The sequence below is a fragment of the Catellatospora sp. NPDC049609 genome, assembly GCF_040675365.1.
Taxonomy (GTDB): Bacteria; Actinomycetota; Actinomycetes; order Mycobacteriales; family Micromonosporaceae; genus Catellatospora.
In genome coordinates this window covers 33,352-54,149 of record NZ_JBFAOU010000020.1, presented here as the reverse complement: position 1 = coordinate 54,149, position 20,798 = coordinate 33,352, and the positions used below count along the sequence as shown (strand labels likewise).

The 20,798-nt window shown below is 73.9% G+C and carries 16 protein-coding genes; 10 read left to right on the top strand and 6 right to left on the bottom strand.

All coding sequences use genetic code 11. The features are described from left to right. Positions 1 to 139 precede the first annotated feature (139 nt). A complete protein-coding gene (locus tag AB0J67_RS08815; RefSeq protein WP_363478274.1) occupies positions 140 to 2,407 on the bottom strand; it encodes a cellulose binding domain-containing protein in 2,268 nt (755 codons plus the stop codon). A 346-nt stretch (positions 2,408 to 2,753) separates the two neighbouring features. Between AB0J67_RS08815 and AB0J67_RS08810 the strand changes: the two genes are divergently transcribed. After that, positions 2,754 to 3,623, top strand: a complete 870-nt coding sequence (locus AB0J67_RS08810; protein WP_363478271.1) for a septum formation family protein — start codon at positions 2,754 to 2,756, stop codon at positions 3,621 to 3,623. Positions 3,624 to 3,690: 67 nt separating this feature from the next. Here AB0J67_RS08810 and AB0J67_RS08805 read toward each other — a convergent pair whose 3' ends face one another. The 4 genes from AB0J67_RS08805 to AB0J67_RS08790 all read right to left on the bottom strand — a co-directional run bounded on the left by AB0J67_RS08805 (position 3,691) and on the right by AB0J67_RS08790 (position 7,292). Then, on the bottom strand, positions 3,691 to 4,446 hold the full coding sequence (locus AB0J67_RS08805; protein ID WP_363478268.1) for an ABC transporter permease: 756 nt from the start codon (positions 4,444 to 4,446) through the stop codon (positions 3,691 to 3,693). Positions 4,447 to 4,457: 11 nt separating this feature from the next. Further along, a complete protein-coding gene (locus AB0J67_RS08800; protein WP_363478265.1) occupies positions 4,458 to 5,246 on the bottom strand; it encodes an ABC transporter permease in 789 nt (262 codons plus the stop codon). Beyond that, positions 5,246 to 6,187, bottom strand: a complete 942-nt coding sequence (locus tag AB0J67_RS08795; protein WP_363478339.1) for an ABC transporter ATP-binding protein — start codon at positions 6,185 to 6,187, stop codon at positions 5,246 to 5,248. The genes AB0J67_RS08800 and AB0J67_RS08795 overlap by 1 nt, the downstream gene beginning before the upstream one ends. A gap of 106 nt (positions 6,188 to 6,293) precedes the next feature. Further along, positions 6,294 to 7,292, bottom strand: coding sequence for a zinc-dependent alcohol dehydrogenase family protein (locus AB0J67_RS08790; protein ID WP_363478336.1), 999 nt, complete (start codon positions 7,290 to 7,292; stop codon positions 6,294 to 6,296). Between the two features lie 91 nt (positions 7,293 to 7,383). Between AB0J67_RS08790 and AB0J67_RS08785 the strand changes: the two genes are divergently transcribed. The 4 genes from AB0J67_RS08785 to AB0J67_RS08770 all read left to right on the top strand — a co-directional run bounded on the left by AB0J67_RS08785 (position 7,384) and on the right by AB0J67_RS08770 (position 12,517). Continuing rightward, entirely contained in the window at positions 7,384 to 7,590 is a 207-nt protein-coding gene (locus AB0J67_RS08785) for a DNA-binding protein (protein ID WP_363478262.1), read from the top strand. A gap of 45 nt (positions 7,591 to 7,635) precedes the next feature. Then, complete coding sequence (locus tag AB0J67_RS08780) at positions 7,636 to 8,730, top strand: serine/threonine protein phosphatase (protein ID WP_363478259.1); 1,095 nt, start codon at positions 7,636 to 7,638, stop codon at positions 8,728 to 8,730. 85 nt (positions 8,731 to 8,815) lie between these two features. Continuing rightward, positions 8,816 to 9,787, top strand: coding sequence for a peptidoglycan DD-metalloendopeptidase family protein (locus AB0J67_RS08775; protein ID WP_363478256.1), 972 nt, complete (start codon positions 8,816 to 8,818; stop codon positions 9,785 to 9,787). A 336-nt stretch (positions 9,788 to 10,123) separates the two neighbouring features. After that, positions 10,124 to 12,517, top strand: a complete 2,394-nt coding sequence (locus tag AB0J67_RS08770; RefSeq protein ID WP_363478253.1) for a discoidin domain-containing protein — start codon at positions 10,124 to 10,126, stop codon at positions 12,515 to 12,517. Positions 12,518 to 12,718: 201 nt separating this feature from the next. Here AB0J67_RS08770 and AB0J67_RS08765 read toward each other — a convergent pair whose 3' ends face one another. Beyond that, positions 12,719 to 13,690, bottom strand: coding sequence for a DUF5937 family protein (locus AB0J67_RS08765; protein ID WP_363478250.1), 972 nt, complete (start codon positions 13,688 to 13,690; stop codon positions 12,719 to 12,721). Between the two features lie 63 nt (positions 13,691 to 13,753). Between AB0J67_RS08765 and AB0J67_RS08760 the strand changes: the two genes are divergently transcribed. The 5 genes from AB0J67_RS08760 (at position 13,754) to AB0J67_RS08740 (ending at position 20,358) form a co-directional block, all read left to right on the top strand. After that, a complete protein-coding gene (locus tag AB0J67_RS08760) occupies positions 13,754 to 14,974 on the top strand; it encodes an MFS transporter (protein WP_363478247.1) in 1,221 nt (406 codons plus the stop codon). Between the two features lie 121 nt (positions 14,975 to 15,095). After that, complete coding sequence (locus AB0J67_RS08755) at positions 15,096 to 16,346, top strand: hypothetical protein (protein WP_363478244.1); 1,251 nt, start codon at positions 15,096 to 15,098, stop codon at positions 16,344 to 16,346. Then, positions 16,343 to 17,008 (top strand): hypothetical protein, encoded by a 666-nt coding sequence (locus tag AB0J67_RS08750; RefSeq protein ID WP_363478241.1) that lies wholly within the window; start codon positions 16,343 to 16,345, stop codon positions 17,006 to 17,008. Before AB0J67_RS08755 ends, AB0J67_RS08750 begins: the two co-directional genes overlap by 4 nt. Before the next feature lie 4 nt (positions 17,009 to 17,012). Then, positions 17,013 to 17,912: an LLM class flavin-dependent oxidoreductase gene (locus AB0J67_RS08745; protein WP_363478238.1), complete on the top strand. Its 900-nt coding sequence runs from the start codon at positions 17,013 to 17,015 to the stop codon at positions 17,910 to 17,912. A gap of 172 nt (positions 17,913 to 18,084) precedes the next feature. Next, positions 18,085 to 20,358 carry an FUSC family protein gene (locus tag AB0J67_RS08740; protein ID WP_363478235.1) on the top strand — a complete coding sequence of 758 codons (2,274 nt, stop codon included), beginning with the start codon at positions 18,085 to 18,087 and terminating at the stop codon, positions 20,356 to 20,358. Positions 20,359 to 20,798 lie beyond the last annotated feature (440 nt).

The window sequence follows — 20,798 nt, the reverse complement described above, 5'->3', positions numbered from 1 at the left end:
ACGGCAAACCCCGGCGGGGAGACCATCCCCGCCGGGGTTTCGTCTGGCCGCATCCGCCGTGCCATCCGTGAGATGTTCGGCGAGAACGGCCCTGACGGCCCAGCCACGGCCTGATCGTGAACTCAGGCCGTCACGGAGATCACCTGACGTAGATGTTGGGTAGGTTCGGGGTGCTCATGCCGTCGCCGATGAAGAAGCTCGGGTGGGGCGGCTGGTTGTAGGCGGTGTTCTGCCAGGCGATGGCGACCCGGTACATCGGGTCGTGCATCAGGGTGTGGATGCGGCGGTCGGTGGTGTTCGTGGTGGCGTAGATGCGCAGCGCGGTGTTGTCGCTGGTCCGCCAGATGACCTCCTCGCGCCAGTCGCCGAGCAGGTCGGCCGACAGTGCCGGGGTCGCCTTGGTGCCGTTGTTGGAGGCGACGTTGCTGCCGGTGAGCAGGCGGGTGTCGCCGCCGGTGCCGTACTTGTCGATCCGGGTCTGGTCGAGCAGCTCGCGCACCGGGTCGCCGTCCCACCAGATCAGGAAGTTGATCGAGCTGGGTTCGCGGCCGAGGGAGGCGCCGTTGGCGGCGTTGCGCAGCGTGGTGTCCGAGGCCGACCAGGCTTCGGCGCCGGGGCTGCCGGCCCAGATGTCCCCGGCGACGCCGCGGCCGTTGTCGGCCCCGGACGCGGTGCTCCACAGGATCTGGCCGGTACGCGCGTCGGCGAGCCAGGAGCCGGGCTGGCTGGTCGACTCGCTGACCTTGAACACTTCGAGCCCGGCACGGTTCGGCACGAGGTCGCCGACGTGCAGGGCGTCGCCGTGGCCGCGGTTGGTGTTCCAGAGCGGCTGGCCGTTGTCGTTGATCGTCATCGCGCCGAAGATGATCTCGTCGCGGCCGTCGGCGTCCACGTCTCCGATGGACAGCTGGTGGTTGCCCTGCCCGGCGTACTGGCTGCCCGCGCTGTTGGAGTCGAACGTCCAGCGACGGGTCAGGCTGCCGTTGCGGAAGTCCCAGGCCACGATCACCGAGCGGGTGTAGTACCCGCGCGACATGATCAGTGACGGGCGGACGCCGTCGAGGTACGCCGTGCCCGCCAGGAACCGGTCGACCCGGTTGCCGTAGCTGTCGCCCCAGGACGAGACCGTGCCGCGGGGCGGCTCGTAGTTGACGGTCGACATCGCCGCGCCGGTGAGGCCGTTGAACATGGTCAGGTACTCCGGCCCGGCCAGGATGTAGCCGGAGGAGTTGCGGTGGTCGGCGCTCGCGTTGCCGATGACGGCGCCGACGCCGTCGCGGGTCGCGTCGGCGGTCTTCATGGCCACCTCGGCGCGGCCGTCGCCGTCGTAGTCGTACACCTGGAACTGGGTGTAGTGGGCACCGGCCCGGATGTTGCGGCCCAGGTCGATGCGCCACAGGCGGGTGCCGTTGAGCCGGTACGCGTCGACGTAGACGTTGCCGGTGACCCCGGACTGCGAGTTGTCCTTGGCGTTGTCCGGGTCCCACTTGAGCACGATCTCGTACTGCCCGTCGCCGTCGAGGTCGCCCACGGAGGCGTCGTTGGCGGAGTAGCCGCTCGCGGGCGCCGAGATCGGCACGTCGAGGTAGTTGCCGCCGGTGAAGCGCAGCGACCCGCCCGACGCGGCCTGCTCGGTGCCGTTGACGACGGCGCGCACCGTGTACGACGCGTCGGCGGCGGCACCGTTGTCCAGGTAGTTCGTCGAGTTGGTGATGGGGGAGGCGGTCACCTTCGTGCCGCCCCGGTACACGTTGAACCCGGTGCTGTACGACTCGGTGCCCAGCAGGCGCCAGGACACCAGGTTGCCGCTGCCGGAGCGGACGCTGACCAGGCCGCGGTCGAGGTCCTCCATCTGCTTGGCCCCGGACGGCGGCGGCCCGGACGGGCTCGGCGAGGGCGGGGCGGACGGCGACGGCGGAGCCGACGGCGAGGCAGAGGGGCTCGGCGGGGCACTGGCCGTCGGCGACGGCGGACCGGAGGTCGGCACCGGGCTGCCGGTGCAGGTCGTGCCGTTGAGCGCGAAGCTGCTCGGCGCCGGGTTCGACGCGTTGTTCCACGAGGCGTTGAAGCCGAACGAGGTGCTCGCGTTGGTGGCGATCGGGGCGTTGTAGCCGGCGTCGCGGACGGAGACGGCGGCCCCGGACTGCGTGTGGGTGCCGCCCCAGAGCTGGCTGATGACCTGGCCCGCGGTGAAGCTCCAGGTCAGGGTCCAGCCGTTGACCGGGTCGCCGAGGTTGGTGATGGTGACGTTGGCGCCGAAGCCGCCGCCCCACTGGTTGGTGACGGCGTAGTCGACGCGGCAGCCGGCCGCGGCCTGGGCGCTGACCGCGGTGATCACTCCTGCCGTGAGGGCGGCGGTGGTGGCGCCGGCGAGGACCGCCAGGCGCCTGCGGGTACGTGTGGGCATGGGTTCTCCCGAGGAATGGGGACGGTGCCGGGCGGAGCCCGGCCGTGGTGATCGAGAGGCTGCGTACCCTGCGTTCTCAGCGCGACCTGCGGAGAGCGCCGCGTGGTCGCGGCGCGGTCGCGTTGCCGGAGCAGGCGGGTGCGAGCCGTCGCGGCCAACCGGTCTCGATCGATGCATGCCCGTGCATCCGGTTGGCGCCTTTCGCGGTAGCGTGCCCAGCTCCCGCGAGCGATGTTAGACCCGTCGATGGATGACCACAACCGGCCGCCTTCCTGGCCGTTCGGGTGATCCGGACCGCTTCAAGATCGCATACCATCGCCCAGGCTACGACCTGGGAGGATGGGCGATGCGGGGACGCCTCTTGGCCGGCACTGTGCTGGCCGCACTGCTGACGAACCTGGCGCTGACGGGCTGCGCGCCCGGGCTGCCGGAGCAGGCGGACGGCAAGCTGGTGGACGACTGGGCGCCGATGGCCGCGGCCACCGGCTGGGAACCCCAGGTCGGCGAGTGCCTGGGCGGCGCGCCCGTCGAGGTGGCGATGCGGTCCGCGCCGGTCGTGGACTGCGCCGAGACGCACTACGGCGAGGTCGTGCACGTGGGCAGGTTCACCGCTGACGCCTATCCCGGCCCCAAGCAGAAGGCGGCCGCGCTGGCCGAGTGCGACACCAAGGCCAAGGCGTACCTGGGCCGCCCGTGGGGCGACGCGCGCTTGGAGCTGCGGGTGTCGACCCCGCGCACGGACACCTGGGAGAGCGGCGCCCGCTGGTTCCGGTGCGAGGTCAGCGAGATCAAGACCTACGACGACGACAGCAGCTTCGCCACCCGCACGGGCAGCCTGAAGGGCGCGGTCCCGGCGGCGCTGCTGGCCGGGTGCGTCGTCGTGCACGAGCAGGGCGACGACATCGCGCAGATGGAGGACGTGCCCTGCAGCAAGCCGCACCACGCCGAGTACGTGGGCGTGTTCCGGGCCGCGGCCACGGCCCCCTACCCGACGTCCGAGCGGCAGTGGAACACCATCCACGCCGGGTGCCAGGCGCTGAAGGGCAAGTTCCTGGGCGTGAGCGCGAGCCAGGCGCGGTACTACGCCGGCATCGCCTCGGTCCGCAACGAGTCGGACTGGAAGTCGGGCGACCACGCGGTGCGGTGCGCCGTCTCGTGGGACAAGAAGATCTCCAAGTCGGTCCGGGGCAGCAAGGGCAAGGGCATCCCGAACTGACCCGTCCTCCCGCATGAGCGAAGCTCCGCCCCGGCCGTCCGACGGCCGGGGCGGAGCTTCGTCCGGTTCAGGGCAGCAGCATGCGGGACAGCCGCCGCGACGCGATCCAGCCGCCGGCCAGGCCCATGATCAGCAGGTACGCCACGGCGGCGAGCATGCCGGGGCCGAGCTCGCCGGTCGTCAGGCCGCGCAGCAGCTCGATGCTCTGGTAGAGCGGGAGGGCGGCGACCACCGGCCGCAGCACCTCCGGGTAGACCGACAGCGGGTAGAACGTCGTCGCGAACAGGAACATCGGCAGCATCACCAGCTGCAGGTACTGGTGGTGGTGGAACTCGCGGATCACGGTGATCGCGGCCATGCCCGCCGCCGAGAAGGCGTACGCGACGAGCACGCAGGCGGGCAGCGCCAGCAGCGCCCACCACGAGCGGACCATCCCGAACGCGGCGATCACGGCCAGGAAGCACCCGGCGGACAGGGTGCTGCGCAGCACCGACGCGGCGATCTCGCCGTACGCGACGTCGCGCACGGTCAGCGGGGTGGTGACGATGGCGTCGTAGAACTTCTCGAAGCGCAGCCGCCACCACACCGACCCGGTGGTCTCGCTGATCGCACTGTTCATGGCGGAGGTGGCCAGCAGCGCCGGGGCGACGAACGCGGCGTAGCCGGCCGCGCCGCCGTCGCCGTCGATGAGCTGGCCGATGCCGACGCCGATCGAGATCAGGTAGAGGAAGGGCTCGAAGATACCGTTGACGGCGAGGTTCCACGGCCGGCCCTTGCGCAGCACCCACAGGTGCCGCAGGACGATCAGGTGTGCTGCGGGCATCACAGTCCCCCTCACGGATGCAGGTGGCGGTGGAAGGTGCGCCGGGCCACGAGGTAGCCGGCGAGCGCCATGGCGGACAGGTACCCGGTGTGCACGAGGCTGCCCGCCCAGGTCGCCGTGCCGAGGGTGAGCGCGCGGCACAGCTCGACCCCGTGCCACAGCGGCGTGAGCGCGACCAGGTGCTGCAGCACCTCGGGCAGCTGCGCGGTGGCGAAGAACGTGCCGGAGAACAGGTACAGCGGCATCACCACCCACTTGAACAGCGTCTGCACCGGCCGGACGTCGGGCAGGGTGACGGCCCACGCGGCCACCGGCATCGCGAAGGCGAACCCGGTCAGCGTCGCGGCGGGCAGCGCCAGCACGGCCAGCGGCGAGGCGGCGACCCCGAAGGCGAACATGACCGCACAGAACGCGGTCGCCCCGATGGCCACCTTGACGGCCATGAACAGCGCGTGCCCGTGCAGCACGTCGACCGGCTCCAGCGGCGTCGCCACCGCGACCGGGTACGCGTTGCCCGGCATGCGGTGGTGGCTGACCGGGAACGCCGACTCGATCATGCCGTTCTGCATGGACGCGGCGGCGAGCATGCCGGGGGCGAAGAACGCCAGGTAACCGACCCCGCCGAGGGTCTGGTTGTCCGAGCTCACCAGGGTGCCCAGCCCGGCGCCGATGGCGACCAGGAACAGCAGCGGGTTGGCCACGCTGATGACGATGGTGCCCTTCCAGTTGCGGCGGTAGTGCAGCCAGCAGTAGCGGTAGAAGCGCAGGGCCATGCCCCGCGAGACGGCGGTGGTCGTCATCAGTCCACCAGCGTCCGGCCGGTCAGCGCGAGGAAGACGTCCTCCAGGCTCGCCCGGCGCACCAGCGCCGTGACCGGGGTCAGGCCGAGCGCGTGCGCGGCGGCCAGCGCGGCGTCGCCCTCGGCGGTGTACCACAGCAACCGGTCGGGCAGCTCCTCGATGCGGTCGCCGGAGCGGGCCTGGCGCAGCTTCTCCACGGCGGCGGCCTGCTCGCCGATGCCGAACCGCAGCTCCAGCACCTCGCGAGTGGAGTGGGCGGCGATCAGCTCGGCGGGGGAGCCCATGGCGACGATGCGGCCACCGTCCATCACCACGAGCCGGTCGCACAGCTGCTCGGCCTCGTCCATGTAGTGGGTGGTGAGCACCAGGGTGACGCCCTGCTGCTTGAGCCGGAACAGCCGGTCCCACAGCACGTGCCGGGCCTGCGGGTCCAGCCCGGTGGTGGGCTCGTCCAGCAGCAGGATCTCGGGTTCGTTGATCAGCGACCGGGCGATGGTGAGCCGCCGCCGCATCCCGCCCGACAGCGCGTCGACGCGCTCGCCGGCGCGTTCGGACAGCTGGGCGAAGTCGAGCAGGCCGGTGGTGCGCTCGGCGACGACCTGCGGGGACAGCCCGAAGTAGCGGCCGTAGATGAGCAGGTTCTCCCGGACGCTGAGCTCGGCGTCGAGGGCGTCGTCCTGCGGCACGACGCCGATGCGGGCGCGGATGCGGCGGCCGTCGGTGGCCGGGTCCAGGCCGAGCACGCGCAGCGTCCCGGCGGTGGGCTGGGAGACGCAGGCGATCATCCGCATGGTGGAGGACTTGCCCGCGCCGTTCGGTCCGAGGAAGCCGAAGGCCTCGCCCCGGTGCAGGGTGAAGTCGATGCCGTCGACGGCGGTGAAGGGGGAGGAGCGCCGGTCGCGCGGCGGGTAGGTCTTGACGAGCCCCGTGGCTTGTGCGATCACGTCTGACACGCGTGCCAGCGTAGGAAATCGACGGTGCTAGTGCAAGAATTTTACGGCTCTATGGTCTGATGTTTGCGTAGCTCTGCAATTTCTCGGCTCCCGGTCAGGGGAGGAGCACCGCCGCCCCCTCGACGCGGTCCGCCGCGAGGTCGGCGAGGGCCTCGTCGGCCCGGTCGAGCGGGTACGGCGTGACGGTCACCGCCAGCGGGTGCACCGCGGCCAGGGCCAGGAACTCGCGCCCGTCGTCGCGGGTGTTCGCGGCCACGCTGCGCAGCTGCCGCTCCTGGAACAGGTGCCGCTCGTAGTTCAGCACCGGGATGTCGGTGAGGTGGATGCCCGCCACGGCCAGCGTGCCGCCCCGGTCCAGCGCGGACAGGGCCGGCGGCACCAGGTCGCCGACCGGCGCGAACAGGATCGCCGCGTCCAGCGGCTCCGGCGGCGGCTCGTCCGCCCCGCCCGCCCAGGCCGCGCCCAGGCTCAGGCCCAGCTCGCGGGCGGCGGCCGAGCGGGTCATCACGTACACCGTCGCGCCCTGGGCGAGGGCGATCTGCGCGGTCAGGTGTGCCGAGGCACCGAAGCCGTAGATGCCGAGCCGGCCGCCGGGCGGCAGCTCGGCGCGGCGCAGCGCGCGGTACCCGATGATGCCCGCGCACAGCAGCGGCGCCAGGTGCGCGTCGTCGTACCCGCCGGGCAGGCGGTAGGCGTAGGCGGCGGGGACGACCGCGTACTCGGCGTAGCCGCCGTCGGCGTCCCAGCCCGTGTAGCGGGAGGCCGGGCACAGGTTCTCCTGCCCACGGCGGCAGTACGGGCAGGTGCCGTCGGTGTGGCGCAGCCAGGCGATGCCCGCCCGGTCGCCGGTGGCCCAACCCGCCACCGCCGTGCCCACGGCGGCGACCTCGCCGACCACCTGGTGCCCCGGGATCACCGGGCTGCGGTGGGGCGGCAGGTCGCCCTCGGCCACGTGCAGGTCGGTGCGGCAGACGGCGCAGGCGCGCACGCGTACCAGCAACTCGTCGGCGGCCGGCTCGGGCACCGGGCGGCGCACCGCCCGCAGCGGCCGGGTGGCGACGGGCCCCGGGTGCGCGACCTCCCAGGCGGCCATGGTGTCCACGCCCCCATCATCGCCGCGCCCGCGACCGGCCGGGGCGCTGTTGCGACCAACCGGTGTCGGGCCCGTTGGTTAGCATCGGGCGGTGAGCGAAGACGACGACGCACTCCCGCGCGGCATCGGCAGGCCGGCGACCGGGGCTTTCGCCCAGGCCGGCTACACCAGGCTGTCGCAGTTCCCGGCGTTGCGCGCCAAGGATCTGCTCAAGCTGCACGGAGTCGGGCCGAAGGCGATCCGGATCCTGCGGGAGACGCTGGCCGAGCGCGGCCAGGCCTTCGCCGACGAGCGGTAGTGATCATCGGCCGGTAGTCTCCCGGTCACGGCGACGGGAGAGAACATGGCAGTGGAGCACCACCGTGACGGCACGGCACGCGACCGGCGGCTGGCGGATCACCGCCTGGCCGCGGCGGAGCTGGCGCTGCTCGGCGACGACGAGCTGGCCGCGCGGGTGGCCGCGGCCGGGGTCACCGGCACGGGCATCGGCGGGGTCACCACGGGGCTGACGGTCGCCGGGGCGCGGGTGTTCGTCAAGCGGATCCCGCTCACCGAGCCGGAGCTGCTGCCCGAGCACGTCCGGTCCACCGCCAACCTGTTCGACCTGCCCCCGCACTGCCAGTACGGTGTCGCCTCGCCGGGCTTCGGGGCCTGGCGCGAGCTGCGGGCCAACCTGATGACCACCGCCGCGGTGGTGGCCGGCGGCAGCGAGGCGTTCCCCATGCTGCACCACTGGCGGGTGCTGTCGGGCCCCCCGCCCGCCGGGTACATCCGCCCCGAGGTGGACGAGGAGGTGGCGTTCTGGGGCGGCTCGCCGCAGGTGCGCCGCCGCCTCAAGGCGCTGGCCTCGGCTCCGGCGAGCCTGGTGCTGTTCGTCGAGCACGTGCCGCACCAGCTCGGCGAGTGGCTGGCCGGGCCGGTCGCGGCGGGCGGGGACGAGCTGGCGGCGGCCTGCCGGATGCTGGAGCGCGGGCTGCTGGACGCGGTGGCCGGGCTGCAGGCCGCGGGGCTGCACCACTTCGACGGGCACCTGGGCAACCTGCTCACCGACGGCGAGCGGGTCTACCTGGGCGATCTGGGCTTGGCCGTCTCCGAGCGGTTCGACCTGTCGGCGGCCGAGCGGGAGTTCCTGGAGCGCAACGCCACCCACGACGCGGCGTACGCGCGGATGACGCTGGTGAACTGGCTGGTCCGCTGGGTCGTCGGGGTGGCGGTGCCGGCCGAGGGCGGCCCGGTGGAGCGCAACGCCCATGTGCGCCGATACGCAGCGGGCGAGCGGCCGCAGGGGGTGAGCGCCGAGGTCGCCGACATGATCGTGCGGCACGCGCCGGTCGCGGCGGTGCTGAACGACTTCTACTGGGCGCTGTTCGCCGGGGAGATCACGACGCCGTACCCGGCGGAGCGGATAGAGGCGCTGCTCGCGCCGTCCACTTCGTAATCGATCTATGTAAGAGTCTTTCAGTCTGCAATCGATGTTGGTTGAATAGTTTCACGCACCTCCCCCTGACCCCCGTGGAGGGATAGTGAAACTCCCCCTTGCCCTGCGCTCGGCGAGCGCAGGGCTCGCGGCCGCTGCGCTCGTCCTGCTCGGCCCCGCCGCACCGGCCGCCGCCGCCACCGTGATCGTGGACAACGCGACCGCCGGCGCCTTCACCGCCAGCACCAACTGGGGCACCTCGGCCTGGTCGGCCCAGCGCTACGGCGCGGACTACCGGTTCGCCACGCCCAACACCACCGGCAGCGACGCGGCCTGGTTCAGCGCCACCGTCGCCGCGGCCGGAGCGCACACCGTCGAGGTGTGGTATCCGGCCGACGCCGGCTACAACGACGCCACGCCGTTCGTCGTGGCCACCGCGTCGGGCAACCAGACGGTCGTGGTCGACCAGCGCGCCAACGGCGGCCGCTGGGTGAGCCTGGGCAGCTTCAACCTCGCCGCCGGCACCCGCAACGTGGTCGGGGTGAGCCGCTGGACCAACGGCACCGGCCTCATCGTCGCCGACGCCGTCCGCATCACGTCCGGCGGCGGCGGCTCCGCGTTCTCGATGCCGCTGGCCAGGAGCGCGCTGCCGCGCAGCGAGTACGACGACCCGCACCACGACTACCCCGCGATCGACCTGCCGGTCGGCACCGGGACCCCGGCGTACGCGGTGCGCTCCGGCACCGTGGTGATCATCGACGACGCCTCCTGCGGCCGGGGCGTGAACCTGACCGGCGCGGACGGCGCGGTCTACACCTACTGCCACTTCTCCGCGTGGTCGGTGGCGGGCGGCGCGACCGTCGTGCCCGGACAGCAGCTCGGGCTGACCGGCAACACCGGCAACTCGACCGGCCCGCACCTGCACTTCGGCATCCGCACCGGCAGCACCCGCCGCTGCCCGCAGAACTTCCTGCTGGCGCTGTACGACGGGGTCACCCCGCCCGCCGCGACCAGCCTGCCCACCACGGGCTGCTTCTACACCAGCCTGGCTCCGGCCCGGGTCCAGCCGCTCGGCTGACGCCTGCTCTCACCAAGGCTTCGTCCACGCTGCCCCACCGGCGTGGACGAAGCCTTGTCCGTGTGCCGTGGTCGGCCGCGCGGACCGTCCGATGCGGCCAGTGCAAGCTGATTGCAGTCGTTCGCGCGAAAGATCGGGTGTTCCAATCGTATTTTGGAAATGTTTCGTCGACATCTTGCCGCCCCCGTTGCGTGAGCATAGGGTTTTGCCAATCCCCGCCCGGGGACGCGGTCCCGCTCGCCGCCCGTTCGCTGCCGGACATCGGATGTCCGGTGCCGGAGGGTGTCTCGCTCCCACGCCACGCCACCCTCCGGCTGTGCAGGAAGGGAGTGCGCAATGGCAGTAACCCGGCGGAGGTTCGTCACCTCCGTGGCGTCCGGGTCCGCGCTGGCCGCCACCGGCGGCGCGGTCGCGGGAGGACTCGCGGCAGCCGCCCCGGCCGCCGCGGCCAGCCCGCCCGGCGACGTCGTCGGCAAGATCTCGGTCGGCTACCAGGGCTGGTTCGCCTGCACCGGCGACGGCGCCCCGATCAACGGCTGGTGGCACTGGAGCAACAACTGGGGGCAGCCGCCCTCGCCGAGCAACAACGCGATCGTGTCCTGGCCGGACATGCGCGACTACCCGGCGCAGTACCAGACGGCGTACGCGAACCTGGGCAGCGGCCAGCCCGCGAAGCTGTTCTCGTCGTACGACCAGTCCACGGTGAACCTGCACTTCCAGTGGATGCAGCAGCACGGCTGCGACACCGCGGCGCTGCAGCGGTTCAACCCGTTCGGCGGCGAGGGCCCGACCCGTGACGCGATGGCGGCCAAGGTGCGCACCGCCGCCGAGGCGTACGGCCGCAAGTTCTACCTCATGTACGACGTCACCAACTGGGCCAACATGCAGTCGGAGCTCAAGACCGACTGGACCACCAAGATGTCGGCGTACACCTCCTCGCCCGCGTACGCGCGCCAGAACGGCAAGCCGGTCGTGTGCATCTGGGGCTTCGGCTTCAACGACCCGGGCCGCCCGTTCGCGCCCGCGCCGTGCCTGGAGGTCATCAACTGGTTCAAGGCGCAGGGCTGCTACGTCATCGGCGGCGTGCCCACCTACTGGCGGCAGGGCATCAACGACTCCCGGCCCGGCTTCTTCGACGTGTACACGGCCTTCAACATGATCTCCCCGTGGATGGTCGGCCGCACCGGCGACCTGGCCGGGCTCGACTGGTTCTACACCAACGTCAACGTGCCCGACCAGGCCGAGTGCAACAACCGGGGCATCGACTACCAGCCCTGCGTGATGCCCGGCGACCTGTCCTCGCACCACCGCTACCACGGCGACTTCTACTGGCGGCACCTGTACAACATGATCCGCGTCGGCGCGCAGGGCCTCTACGTCTCGATGTTCGACGAGTACAACGAGGGCAACCAGATCGCCAAGACGGCCGAGAACGCCTCGCAGGTGCCGACCAACTCCGGCATCGTCACCCTCGACGAGGACGGCACGGTCTGCTCGTCGGACTACTACCTGCGCATCACCGCCGACGGCGGGCGGATGCTCAAGGGGCAGCTCCCGCTGACGGCGGTGCGGCCCACCCAGCCGGTGGTCGGCGGCCAGCCGCCGGTCGACACCAACCTGGCGCTCAACAAGCCGGCCACGGCCAGCAGCACCAACGCGAGCTTCGTCCCGGCCAACGCGGTCGACGCCAACCCGGCGACGTACTGGGAGAGCGTCAACAACGCCTTCCCGCAGTGGCTGCAGGTCGACCTCGGCGCGGCCGCCACCGTCAGCCGGGTGGTGCTGAAGCTGCCCGCCGGCTGGGAGACCCGCACCGAGACGCTGTCGGTGCAGGGCAGCACCAACGGGTCCACGTTCGGCACGCTGTCGGCCTCGGCCGGGCGCACCTTCAACCCCGCGTCGGGCAACACGGTGACCATCACCTTCCCCGCGGCGACGGTGCGCTACGTGCGGATCAACATCACCGCGAACACGGGCTGGCCGGCGGCGCAGTGCTCGGGGCTCGAGGTGTACGGCACCGCGCCACAGGGTGACACGCAGGCGCCCAGCGCTCCGGGCAACCTCACCGTCACCGGGCAGACCGCCGGCAGCGTGTCGCTGTCCTGGCAGGCGTCCACCGACAACGTCGGCGTCACCGGATACCAGGTGCGCCAGGCGGGCAACGTGGTCGCGGGCGCGACCGGCACGTCGTACACGGTGACGGGGCTCAGCCCGTCGACGACCTACAGCTTCACCGTCACCGCGCAGGACGCGGCGGGCAACACCTCGTCGCCGTCCAACACCGCCACCGCCACCACCAGCGCCGCCCCCGCGTCCAACCTCGCCCGCAACAAGCCCGCCACGGCCAGCAGCTACACGCAGAACTACGGTCCGGGCAACACGGTCGACGGCAACGCCGACTCGTACTGGGAGAGCGCCAACAGCGCCTTCCCGCAGTGGTTGCAGGTCGACCTCGGCGCGGCGACCACGATCAGCCGGATCGTGCTCAAGCTGCCGCCGCCCGCGGCCTGGGCCGCCCGCACCCAGACCCTGTCCGTGCAGGGCAGCGCCACCGGATCGTCGTTCAGCACGATCGTCGCCTCGGCCGGATACAGCTTCAACCCGGCCGCCGGCAACACCGTGACGATCACCTTCCCGGCCACGTCCACCCGCTACGTCCGGCTCAACTTCACCGGCAACACCGGCTGGCCCGCGGGCCAGTGCTCGGAGTTCGAGGTCTGGGCCTCCTGACCGCCCGTCCCGGCGGGCTCCGGCCCGCGATCCGCGACGCCGACGCGGACCGCGGGCCGGACGGGTTCGTGCTGCGACAGGTGCGGAGGTGCCCACGTCCCGGTCCGCGAGCCGGACTCGTGGTGCCGCGACACCAGCTCAGTCCGGGAGGTGCCCACGTCCCAGCCCGGGTGCGTCCTGGTGCCGCCACCGCTCGGCGGGTCAGGCGACCAGGCCGTCGCCGCGCTCGGTGCGCAGGTGCAGCACCACGCGGCTGTCGCGCTGGGTGGCCACCAACCCGGCCGCGCGCAGCACATTCAGGTGCTGGGACACCGCCGCCGGGGTGATCTCCAGGCGGCCGGCCAGATCGCCGGTGGTCGCGGGCCGGGCCAGCGCCACCAGCAGCGCGGCGCGGGTGCGGCCGAGCAGGCCGGCCAGCGCGGCGGGGGCGGGCTCCGGCTCGTGCCACAGCGCGGCCACCCCGCGCGCGGGGTAGCGCAGCGTGCCGTCGCCGACCGGCCGGGTGCCGACGGCGACCCGCGGCCAGCAGAACACGCTCGGGCACAGCACCAGCCCGTGGCCGCGCAGCGTCAGCGGCTCCGGATCCAGCGGCGGCCGCCGGTGGTGCACGGCCAGCACGCCGTCGGCCCAGCGCACCTCGTCGTGCAGGCTGGTGAACAGGCCCTCGACGCCGCTCTCGGCGAGCCGGGACGCCCGGTGGACGATGTCGGCCTCCAGGACCCGGCGGATGCGCGTCCAGTACGGCGCGACCAGTGCCTCGTGGCACGCCCGCAGCGCCTCCACGACCGCCCGCAGGCCGCTGCGCGGATCGTCGGCGAGCTGCCGCAGCGGGCCGAGCCGCGCCCGGTGCAGTTCGGCGATGTCGGCCCGCACCCGCGCGGACGGCGTCGCGGCGACCCGCCGCAGCTCGTGCTCCAGATCGGGCAGCCGCGAGTCCGGGGGCGGCATCAGGAACGACGGCTTCACGGCGTCGTCGTGCAGCAGGTCGGTCAGCAGGCGCAGGTGCGGCACCTCCTCCAGCGCCCACTTCATCCTGGCGGCCCAGGGCAGGTGCACCGCGTGCACCCCGGGACGCAGCAGCGTGTCCAGCGCCATCACCGTCTCGTAGAGCGGGGACAGCGCGAACCGGACCCGTGCCATCTCGGGGCCGCCCATCCGAATCACCGTCGCCATGGCCCGAATTTAGCCACGACTTAATCGTGGCGCTGCCCCGGCCGCCCGGCCGACCATGCGCGCATGACCTCCACCCTCACCGCCACCAGCACCGGCGTCCCGGCCGGGCCGGGCCGGGACTGGCGGCTGCTGCTCGGCGCCGGGACCGTGTCGATGCTCGGCGACGGCGCGTTCCTGGCCGCGCTGCCCCTGCTCGCCACGACGATGACCGCCGACCCCCGCCTCATCGCGGGCGTCACCGTCTGCGGCACCCTGCCCTGGCTGCTGGCCGCCCTGCCGGTCGGTGCGCTCGCCGACCGCCACGACGCCCGCCGCACCATGGCGCTCGCCCAGACCGCGCAGGCCGCGCTGGTCGCCGCGCTGGCCGTCGCCGTGACCGCGCGCGCGGACGGCATGGCGCTGCTCTACGCCGTCGCGTTCGCCGTCGGGCTGGCCGAGACGGTCGCCCACATCAGCTTCCAGAAACTCGTGCCCGCCGTGGTGCCCGCCGCGCACCTGGAGGCGGCCAACGGCCGGCACAACGCGGCCATGTTCACCACCAGGCAGTTCCTCGGCCCGCCGCTGGGCGCGCTGCTGTTCACCGTCGCCACCGCCCTGCCGTTCTGGGTCGACGCGCTCACCTTCGCCGCCTCCGCCGTGCTGGTCTGGCGGATCCGCGCCGCGACCCCGCCCGCCGCGCGGGCGCCGCTGCGGGCCGGGATCGCCGAGGGCGTGCGCTGGCTGGCCGCGCACCGGCTGCTGCGTACGCTGTCGCTGCTGTCCGGGGTGGCCAACCTCGCGAACTTCCTGGCCATGGCCACGTTCGTGCTCTTCGCGCAGCAGGTGCTCGGCGTCGGCGAGGTCGGCTACGGCGTCGTGCTCAGCCTGATGGCACTGGGCGGCATCACCGGCGGCCTGCTCGCCCCGCGCCTCGTGGCGCGGCTGGGCGGCCGCCGCGCGGTCACCGGCACCCTGTTCGCCACGCCGCTGGCGATGCTGGCGGTGGCCGGGCTGGCCCGCGACGTCCCGACCATGGCCGTGCTGGCGTTCGTCACCTCGTTCGGCGCGTCCCTGTGGAACGTCGCGGCCGGCTCGCTGCGCCAGCGCACCGTCCCGGCCGCCCTGCTCGGCCGGGTGAGCAGCGTCGGCCTGATGGTCACCTGGGGTGCCCAGCCGCTCGGCGCGTACCTCGGCGGCCTCACCGCCACCTGGTGGGGCCTGCTCGCCCCCTGGATCGTCGCCGCCCTGCTCCGCCTCGCCGCCGCCCTGGCCGCCCTCCCCACCCTCCGCCGCTGGCCGTCGTGAAAGGATGGGCACCTGCTTCGCGCCATACGTCGAGGAAGGTGCCCTGGTCGGCCTCGCGTCGCCCGGCGGGCTGTCGTCCGGGGGACAGCACGGGCACTGTCCGCATGCGACCCTGGTCACGATGCGACCGCTCGCACCCCTGTGCGCCACGCTGCCGCTGCTCGCGGCGGCGGTGATGGCCGTTGCCGCGCCGCCCGCCCACGCCGCCGCCGTCCCTGCGGTCTCGGCGCCGACTGCCGCCGGCCCGCCGGGCTCGGCGGGGGTCGCCCACGCCGCCGCACCCGTCGTCGCGGCGCGGGCCGATCTCGGCACGCCGACCGTACGCAGCCGCACCGTCCAGTTAGGACCGGGCCCCGGCCCGTGGACGTTCACCGTGCCCTGCGCGCCCGGCGAGCAGCTGCTCAGCGGCGGGCACGGCGGCGCGGACCGCGAGGCTCGGGTCATCGCCAGCCACCCCTCGGACGCGCAGGGCGCGCCGGCCGCCGGCGGCTCGCAGCCCCGGGCCTGGACCGTCAGCGTGCTCGGCGTCGCGCAGCGCGGCGGCACCCTGCGCGTCAGCGCCACCTGCCTGGCCGGCGGCGAGGTCACGGCGGCCGCGTTCGCGAGCCCGCCCGCCGCCGGTGCGGTCGCCGCGCCGCGGGCCGAGTGCCCGTCCGGCATGGTGCGGTCCGGCGGCGGCTACGCGGCGCCGTGGCAGGCCCGGCTGGGCGCGGCCGCGGTGAGCGGCAGCCACCCGGTGGGCGAGCGCGGCTGGGCCGTCGACGCGGAGCTGTCCCGCGTGCAGGCCCCGCTGCGGGCGACGGGCTGGATGACGGTCTACGTGGTGTGCCTCAGCGGGCCGGTGCAGCCGGTCGTGCTGGAGGACGTCCCGTTCAACCTGGACACTCTCGCGGGCGAGTGCGTGCCGGGCATCGCCGCGAACGTGTGCGTGGTGCCGCTCGAGGGCACCGCCACCTCGTACTGCCCGCCTGGCTCGCTGGCCTCCGGCGGCGGCTTCCAGGCCGCGGACACCGCGCCGCCCCGGCCGTTTCTCGTGGTCGAGAACGGGCCGTCCGCGAACGCGACCTGGACGGTACGCGTCAGCGCGGCAGCCCTGGGCGGCGCCACACCCGTGCGGATGCGCCTCACCCCGGTCTGCCTGTTCCCCGTGGCCGCCCCGGACGGGCCGGTGGACGACCTGCTCCCGGACCGCGGCGCCACCCGGAACAAGGCGCTGGCGGTCGGCGGCGGCCTGCTCGTGCTGCTGGTACTGCTGGCGCTGCTCGCGGTGCGGCGTGCCCGCCGCCGGACGGCACCGCCGGCCGGAGTCGAGATCGTGGTGCGGACCGTGCGCACCCGCTACCGCACCGACGCGTACCGGGAGGACGTGTGACCACCGTCCGCGACATCCTGTTCGGGGAGCTGCTGCCCGGGGAGGCCGGTGCCGCCGCCCGCGAGGTCGAGCAGGCTGCCGAGCGGCTCGCCGGGGCGGGCCTGGTGACCGATCAGCCGCAGGCGCCCGCCGCCGCGCTGGCCCGCGCCGTCATGGCGAAGGTGTCACAGCTGCTGGACATCGAGATCAGTGACGTGCTGGTGGGCGCGTGGCGCACCCGTTCGGCGCTGCTGGCCGCCGCCCGCGAGACCCACGCCCAGCCGGGGCTGCGGCGCGAGGTGAGCATCCGCAGCTTCACCATGCCCTGGGAGTACGAGGCCGACGTGGACGTGGTCGTCGGCGGCCGGACCGTGAGCACATTGACCGCGTCGCTGACCGTGCGGCTCACGGTGACCGCGCTGGCGGCGGTCGTCGAGGCGGGGCGGTTGACGGCGCTGACCGCGGGCGACGCCGTGGCCGACGGTGAGCTGCTGATCCGCTGCTCGTCCCCCGAGGCCGAACACCCGGTGGCCCGGGGCGAGCGCCCCGTCGACCTGCATCGCGAGCTGCGCCTCGGGGGCGGCGGCGTGGCGCTGATCGACGAGGCCCGCACCGCCGAGGAGGCGGCGGCCCGGCAGTCCACGGAGGTGGTTGGCGGCGGGCCGTGGCGTACGGCAGCATGATCACGTGACCGGATCGGATGCTCAGACGACGACCAGGGTGGGTGCGGTGTTCGTGCCGCAGCTGCCGCCGGAGCGGCTGCGGGCGGTGGCGCAGGCCGCCGACCAGGCCGGACTGGACGAGTTGTGGCTGTGGGAGGACTGCTTCCTGGAGAGCGGCATCACCACGGCCGTGGCGGCGCTGGCCTGGACCGAGCGGCTGACCGTGGGCGTGGGCCTGCTGCCGGTGCCGCTGCGCAACGTCGCGATCACCGCGATGGAGCTGGCGACCGTGCACCGGCTGTTCCCCGGGCGGGCGCGCGTCGCCGTCGGGCACGGCGTGCAGGACTGGATGGGCCAGGTCGGCGCGCGGGCCGAGTCGCCGCTCACGCTGCTGCGCGAGCACCTGACCGCGCTGCGGGCCCTGCTGTCGGGGCAGCGGGTCACCACCGAGGGCCGCTACGTGCGCCTGGACGGAGTGGCCCTGGACTGGCCGCCGCCGGCGATGCCCGAGCTGCTGTCCGGGGCGACCGGGGACCGGACGCTGCGGCTGGCCGGGGAGCTCGCCGACGGCACCGTCCTCACCGGCGGCAGCACCGTGGCGCAGGTCCGCCGGGCGCGCGGGCTGATCGACGAGGGCCGGGCCCGGGCCGGGCGCACCGACCACCACCGGATCGTGGTGTACCTGCACGCCGCGACCGGCCCCGACGCGGCGGCCCGCCTGGAGGCCGAGCGCGTGCGCTGGGGATACGACACCATGGACGGCCACGGCGTGGCCGGCGGCGCGCAGGCCGTGGCGGAGGCGGTGCGCGCCTGGGCGGCCGCGGGCGCCGACACCGTCGTGCTGCAGCCCACCCCGGACGATCCCGACCCGGAGGGCTTCGTGGCCTTCGCCGCCCAGGAGGTCACCCCGCTCGTGCGCGGCTGACCCGGCACCCCGCCGGACCCGGGTGCGGAGGTGACGGCGCGGCTCGCCCGGTGCCAGCCGCACCGGCGCCGCCGCCAGGCGGTGGAGCAGCGGCCGGAGCTTCGTCATCAGCGCCGGTCCGGCTCGGGCGGAACCGGCCGCGCCCGGGGCCGATCCGGGGGACGCTGATGGCGTGATCGAGCGGAACGACCAGCCGGGGGGCTACCGGCCGGGGCCGGGGGCGGGCCACCCCACCGGGCCGCCCGCCGCGTCCGGCACCGGGCCGGCGGCCGCGTCGGGCGGGTCGCGGTGGCGCAGGCTGTGGTCGGGGGCGGCACTGATCCGGGCGGTGCGGGCGGCGGTCCTGGTCCCGGCCGTGTTCGCGTTCTGCCTGCTGGTCCTGCGCCAGCCGCAGATCGCCACGTTCGCGGCGTTCGGCGGCTTCGCGAGCCTGGTGCTGGCCGCGTTCGGCGGCACCCGGCGCGACCGGGCGGTGGCGCACCTGATGCTGACCGCCGCGGGCGCGGTGCTGATCGTGATCGGCACGCTGGTCAGCTCGAACGTGGCGGCTGCGACGGTGGCGACCGCGCTGGTCGCGTTCACGTCGTACTTCGCCGCCGTGATCGGGCCCAACGACGCCTCGGGCGCGGCGGCGGCGATGCTGCCGTACATGCTCGCCGCCTCGGCGGCCGCCCCGGCGCACGTCATCGGGGACCGGGTGGCAGGTTGGACGCTGGCCACGCTCATCGGCGGCCTGGCCGTGGTGCTGACCGCGCCCCGCTCGGCAGGTCGCGAGCTGCGCCTGGCGACCGCCACGCTGGCGACCGGGCTCGCCGACCTGCTGGAGGCGGGCGCGCTCCGGGCCGCCCTGCCCGAGCTGCGCGCCGCGGTCGTCGACGCCACGCACCGGATGATGACGCTGTTCGTGTCGGCGCCGTACCGGCCGAGCGGGCTGGTCATCGCCGACCAGGCGATGGCGGGCGCGGTCAACCAGCTGGAGTGGTGCAAGGGCCTGGTCGCCGACGGCATCGAACGCTGCGGCGACCTGCGCGACGCGCCGCCGGGCCAGCGCGCCCCGCTGGAGGCGTCGGCGCGGGTGCTGCGCCAGGCCGCGGCGGTGCTGCGCGGCGAGCAGGTCGACCCGGACCTGGCCGCGCTGGAGCTGTCCCGCGCCGACAGCGTGGCGCAGCTGACCCGGGCCGACCGCGCCGAGGTCGGCGACATGGAGCTCGTGGTCGCCTTCTACGGCCAGACCACCGCCAACTGCGTGCACGCCTTCGCCACCGACGTGCTCATCGCCACCCGGGGCGCCGATCCACTCACCGCCGGCAGCAGCGTGCGCCGCTGGTACGGCCTGGCCCGGCCGGACCGGCCGCCGCTGGCCCGGCTGGTGACGCTGTCCGGAGTGGCCGGCATCGTGCTGCGCAACGCCAACCTGCGCTCGGTGTGGTTCGTCAACGCGCTGCGCGGCGCGCTCGCCCTCTCCGTCGCCGTGCTGATCGTGCAGCTCAGCGACGTGCGCAGCGGGTTCTGGGTGCTGCTGGGCGCGCTGAGCGTGCTGCGCACCAGCGCCGCGTCGACGGGCACCATGGCGGTGAAGGCGATCCTCGGCACCGCGGCCGGGGTGGCCGTCGGCGCGGCGCTGCTGCCCGCGCTGGGCAGGTCGCCGGAGGCGCACTGGGCCGCGCTGGTGGTGGCGATCTTCGTGGTCGCGTACGCCCCCGGCATCCTGCCCGACGTGGTGGGGCAGGCCGGGTTCACCGTGGTGATCCTGGTGCTCTACGACATCCTCGCGCCGACCGGCTGGACGCTGGGCCTGATCCGGCTGCAGGACGTGGTGATCGGCTGCCTGGTCAGCCTGGTCGCGGGGCTGCTGGTGTGGCCGCGCGGCGCGGGCGACCTGGTGCGCGACGACGTCGCGGAGCTGTACCGCGACGGCGGCGTACGCCTGTCCGAGGCGGTGTCCTGGTCGCTGGGCCTGCGCCCCGTGCCGCCCGCGCGGGCGGCACGGGCGGCCTCGGCCGGGTTCCGGCTGGAGGACGCCCTGCGCGGCTACCTGGCCGAGCCCGGTTCCAAGCGCATGAACCGGCAGGACCTGTGGCGGCTGGTGATCGCGGGGGTCCGGCTGCGGCTGACCGCCGACGCGCTCGACGACCTCACCCCGCGCGACGCCTCACCCGACCCCAACTGCGACGCGCTGGTCCGCCACGCCGACGCGCTCGCCGCCTTCTACGCGGGCCTGGCCGCCCAGGTCGGCCGCCCCACGGGCCCCGTCCCGCCCCCGCTCGTGCCCCCGTCGCCCGACCCGAGCGAGGTCTCCGCCGCCATCCCCGGCGGCACCCCGCCCCAGCGCCTGCGCCGCCGCTGGGTCGGCGAACACCTCCGCCACCTCGAACTTCACCTCGCCGACCTCACCGCCCCCGCCCAAGCCCTCGCCACCCAACGCCGCCGCCCCTGGTGGCGCTGACCCCCGCCCGCCCCTCCCCGTCGATCTTGCGCGTACGGTGGGGACGACACGCCCGAATCCGGCATATCCCTAACAGTTCACGCAAGATCGTCGCGATCTTGGCGGGTGGGCCGGCCGTCGACCCTGCGTGTTCCGGCGAGGTCGGTCAGACCTGCCCCGACTCCGGCGAGCGGGGATGATCGCCAGTTCTGGTCGAAAGGTGTGGCCAGAACCCAGATTCGGACCGAAACCCGCGATCATCCCCGGCCCCCGCGGTGGCTTCGGCATCGGTGGGATTCCGTCTGGGGGCCACCGGCGGGGGTGCGTGGCGCGTAGGACAGGGTGACGATGCCACTCGCGGTCGGCGCAGCGCCGCGCCCCACGATTCTGTTACATCATGTGTTTCACCTGAGGCGCATTATGTTTCAGGATCTCGTTGACACCGGAGCACGGGCCGTGTT

What these genes read in the sequence shown, in the direction of transcription:
- AB0J67_RS08790 (WP_363478336.1), bottom strand. Translation starts at nt 7,292, where the DNA reads ATGGCCGCCTGGGAGGTCGCGCACCCGGGGCCCGTCGCCACCCGGCCG.
- AB0J67_RS08760 (WP_363478247.1), top strand. Translation starts at nt 13,754, where the DNA reads ATGACCTCCACCCTCACCGCCACCAGCACCGGCGTCCCGGCCGGGCCG.
- AB0J67_RS08800 (WP_363478265.1), bottom strand. Translation starts at nt 5,246, where the DNA reads ATGACGACCACCGCCGTCTCGCGGGGCATGGCCCTGCGCTTCTACCGC.
- AB0J67_RS08780 (WP_363478259.1), top strand. Translation starts at nt 7,636, where the DNA reads ATGGCAGTGGAGCACCACCGTGACGGCACGGCACGCGACCGGCGGCTG.
- AB0J67_RS08815 (WP_363478274.1), bottom strand. Translation starts at nt 2,407, where the DNA reads ATGCCCACACGTACCCGCAGGCGCCTGGCGGTCCTCGCCGGCGCCACC.
- AB0J67_RS08770 (WP_363478253.1), top strand. Translation starts at nt 10,124, where the DNA reads ATGGCAGTAACCCGGCGGAGGTTCGTCACCTCCGTGGCGTCCGGGTCC.
- AB0J67_RS08765 (WP_363478250.1), bottom strand. Translation starts at nt 13,690, where the DNA reads ATGGCGACGGTGATTCGGATGGGCGGCCCCGAGATGGCACGGGTCCGG.
- AB0J67_RS08755 (WP_363478244.1), top strand. Translation starts at nt 15,096, where the DNA reads ATGCGACCGCTCGCACCCCTGTGCGCCACGCTGCCGCTGCTCGCGGCG.
- AB0J67_RS08805 (WP_363478268.1), bottom strand. Translation starts at nt 4,446, where the DNA reads ATGCCCGCAGCACACCTGATCGTCCTGCGGCACCTGTGGGTGCTGCGC.
- AB0J67_RS08810 (WP_363478271.1), top strand. Translation starts at nt 2,754, where the DNA reads ATGCGGGGACGCCTCTTGGCCGGCACTGTGCTGGCCGCACTGCTGACG.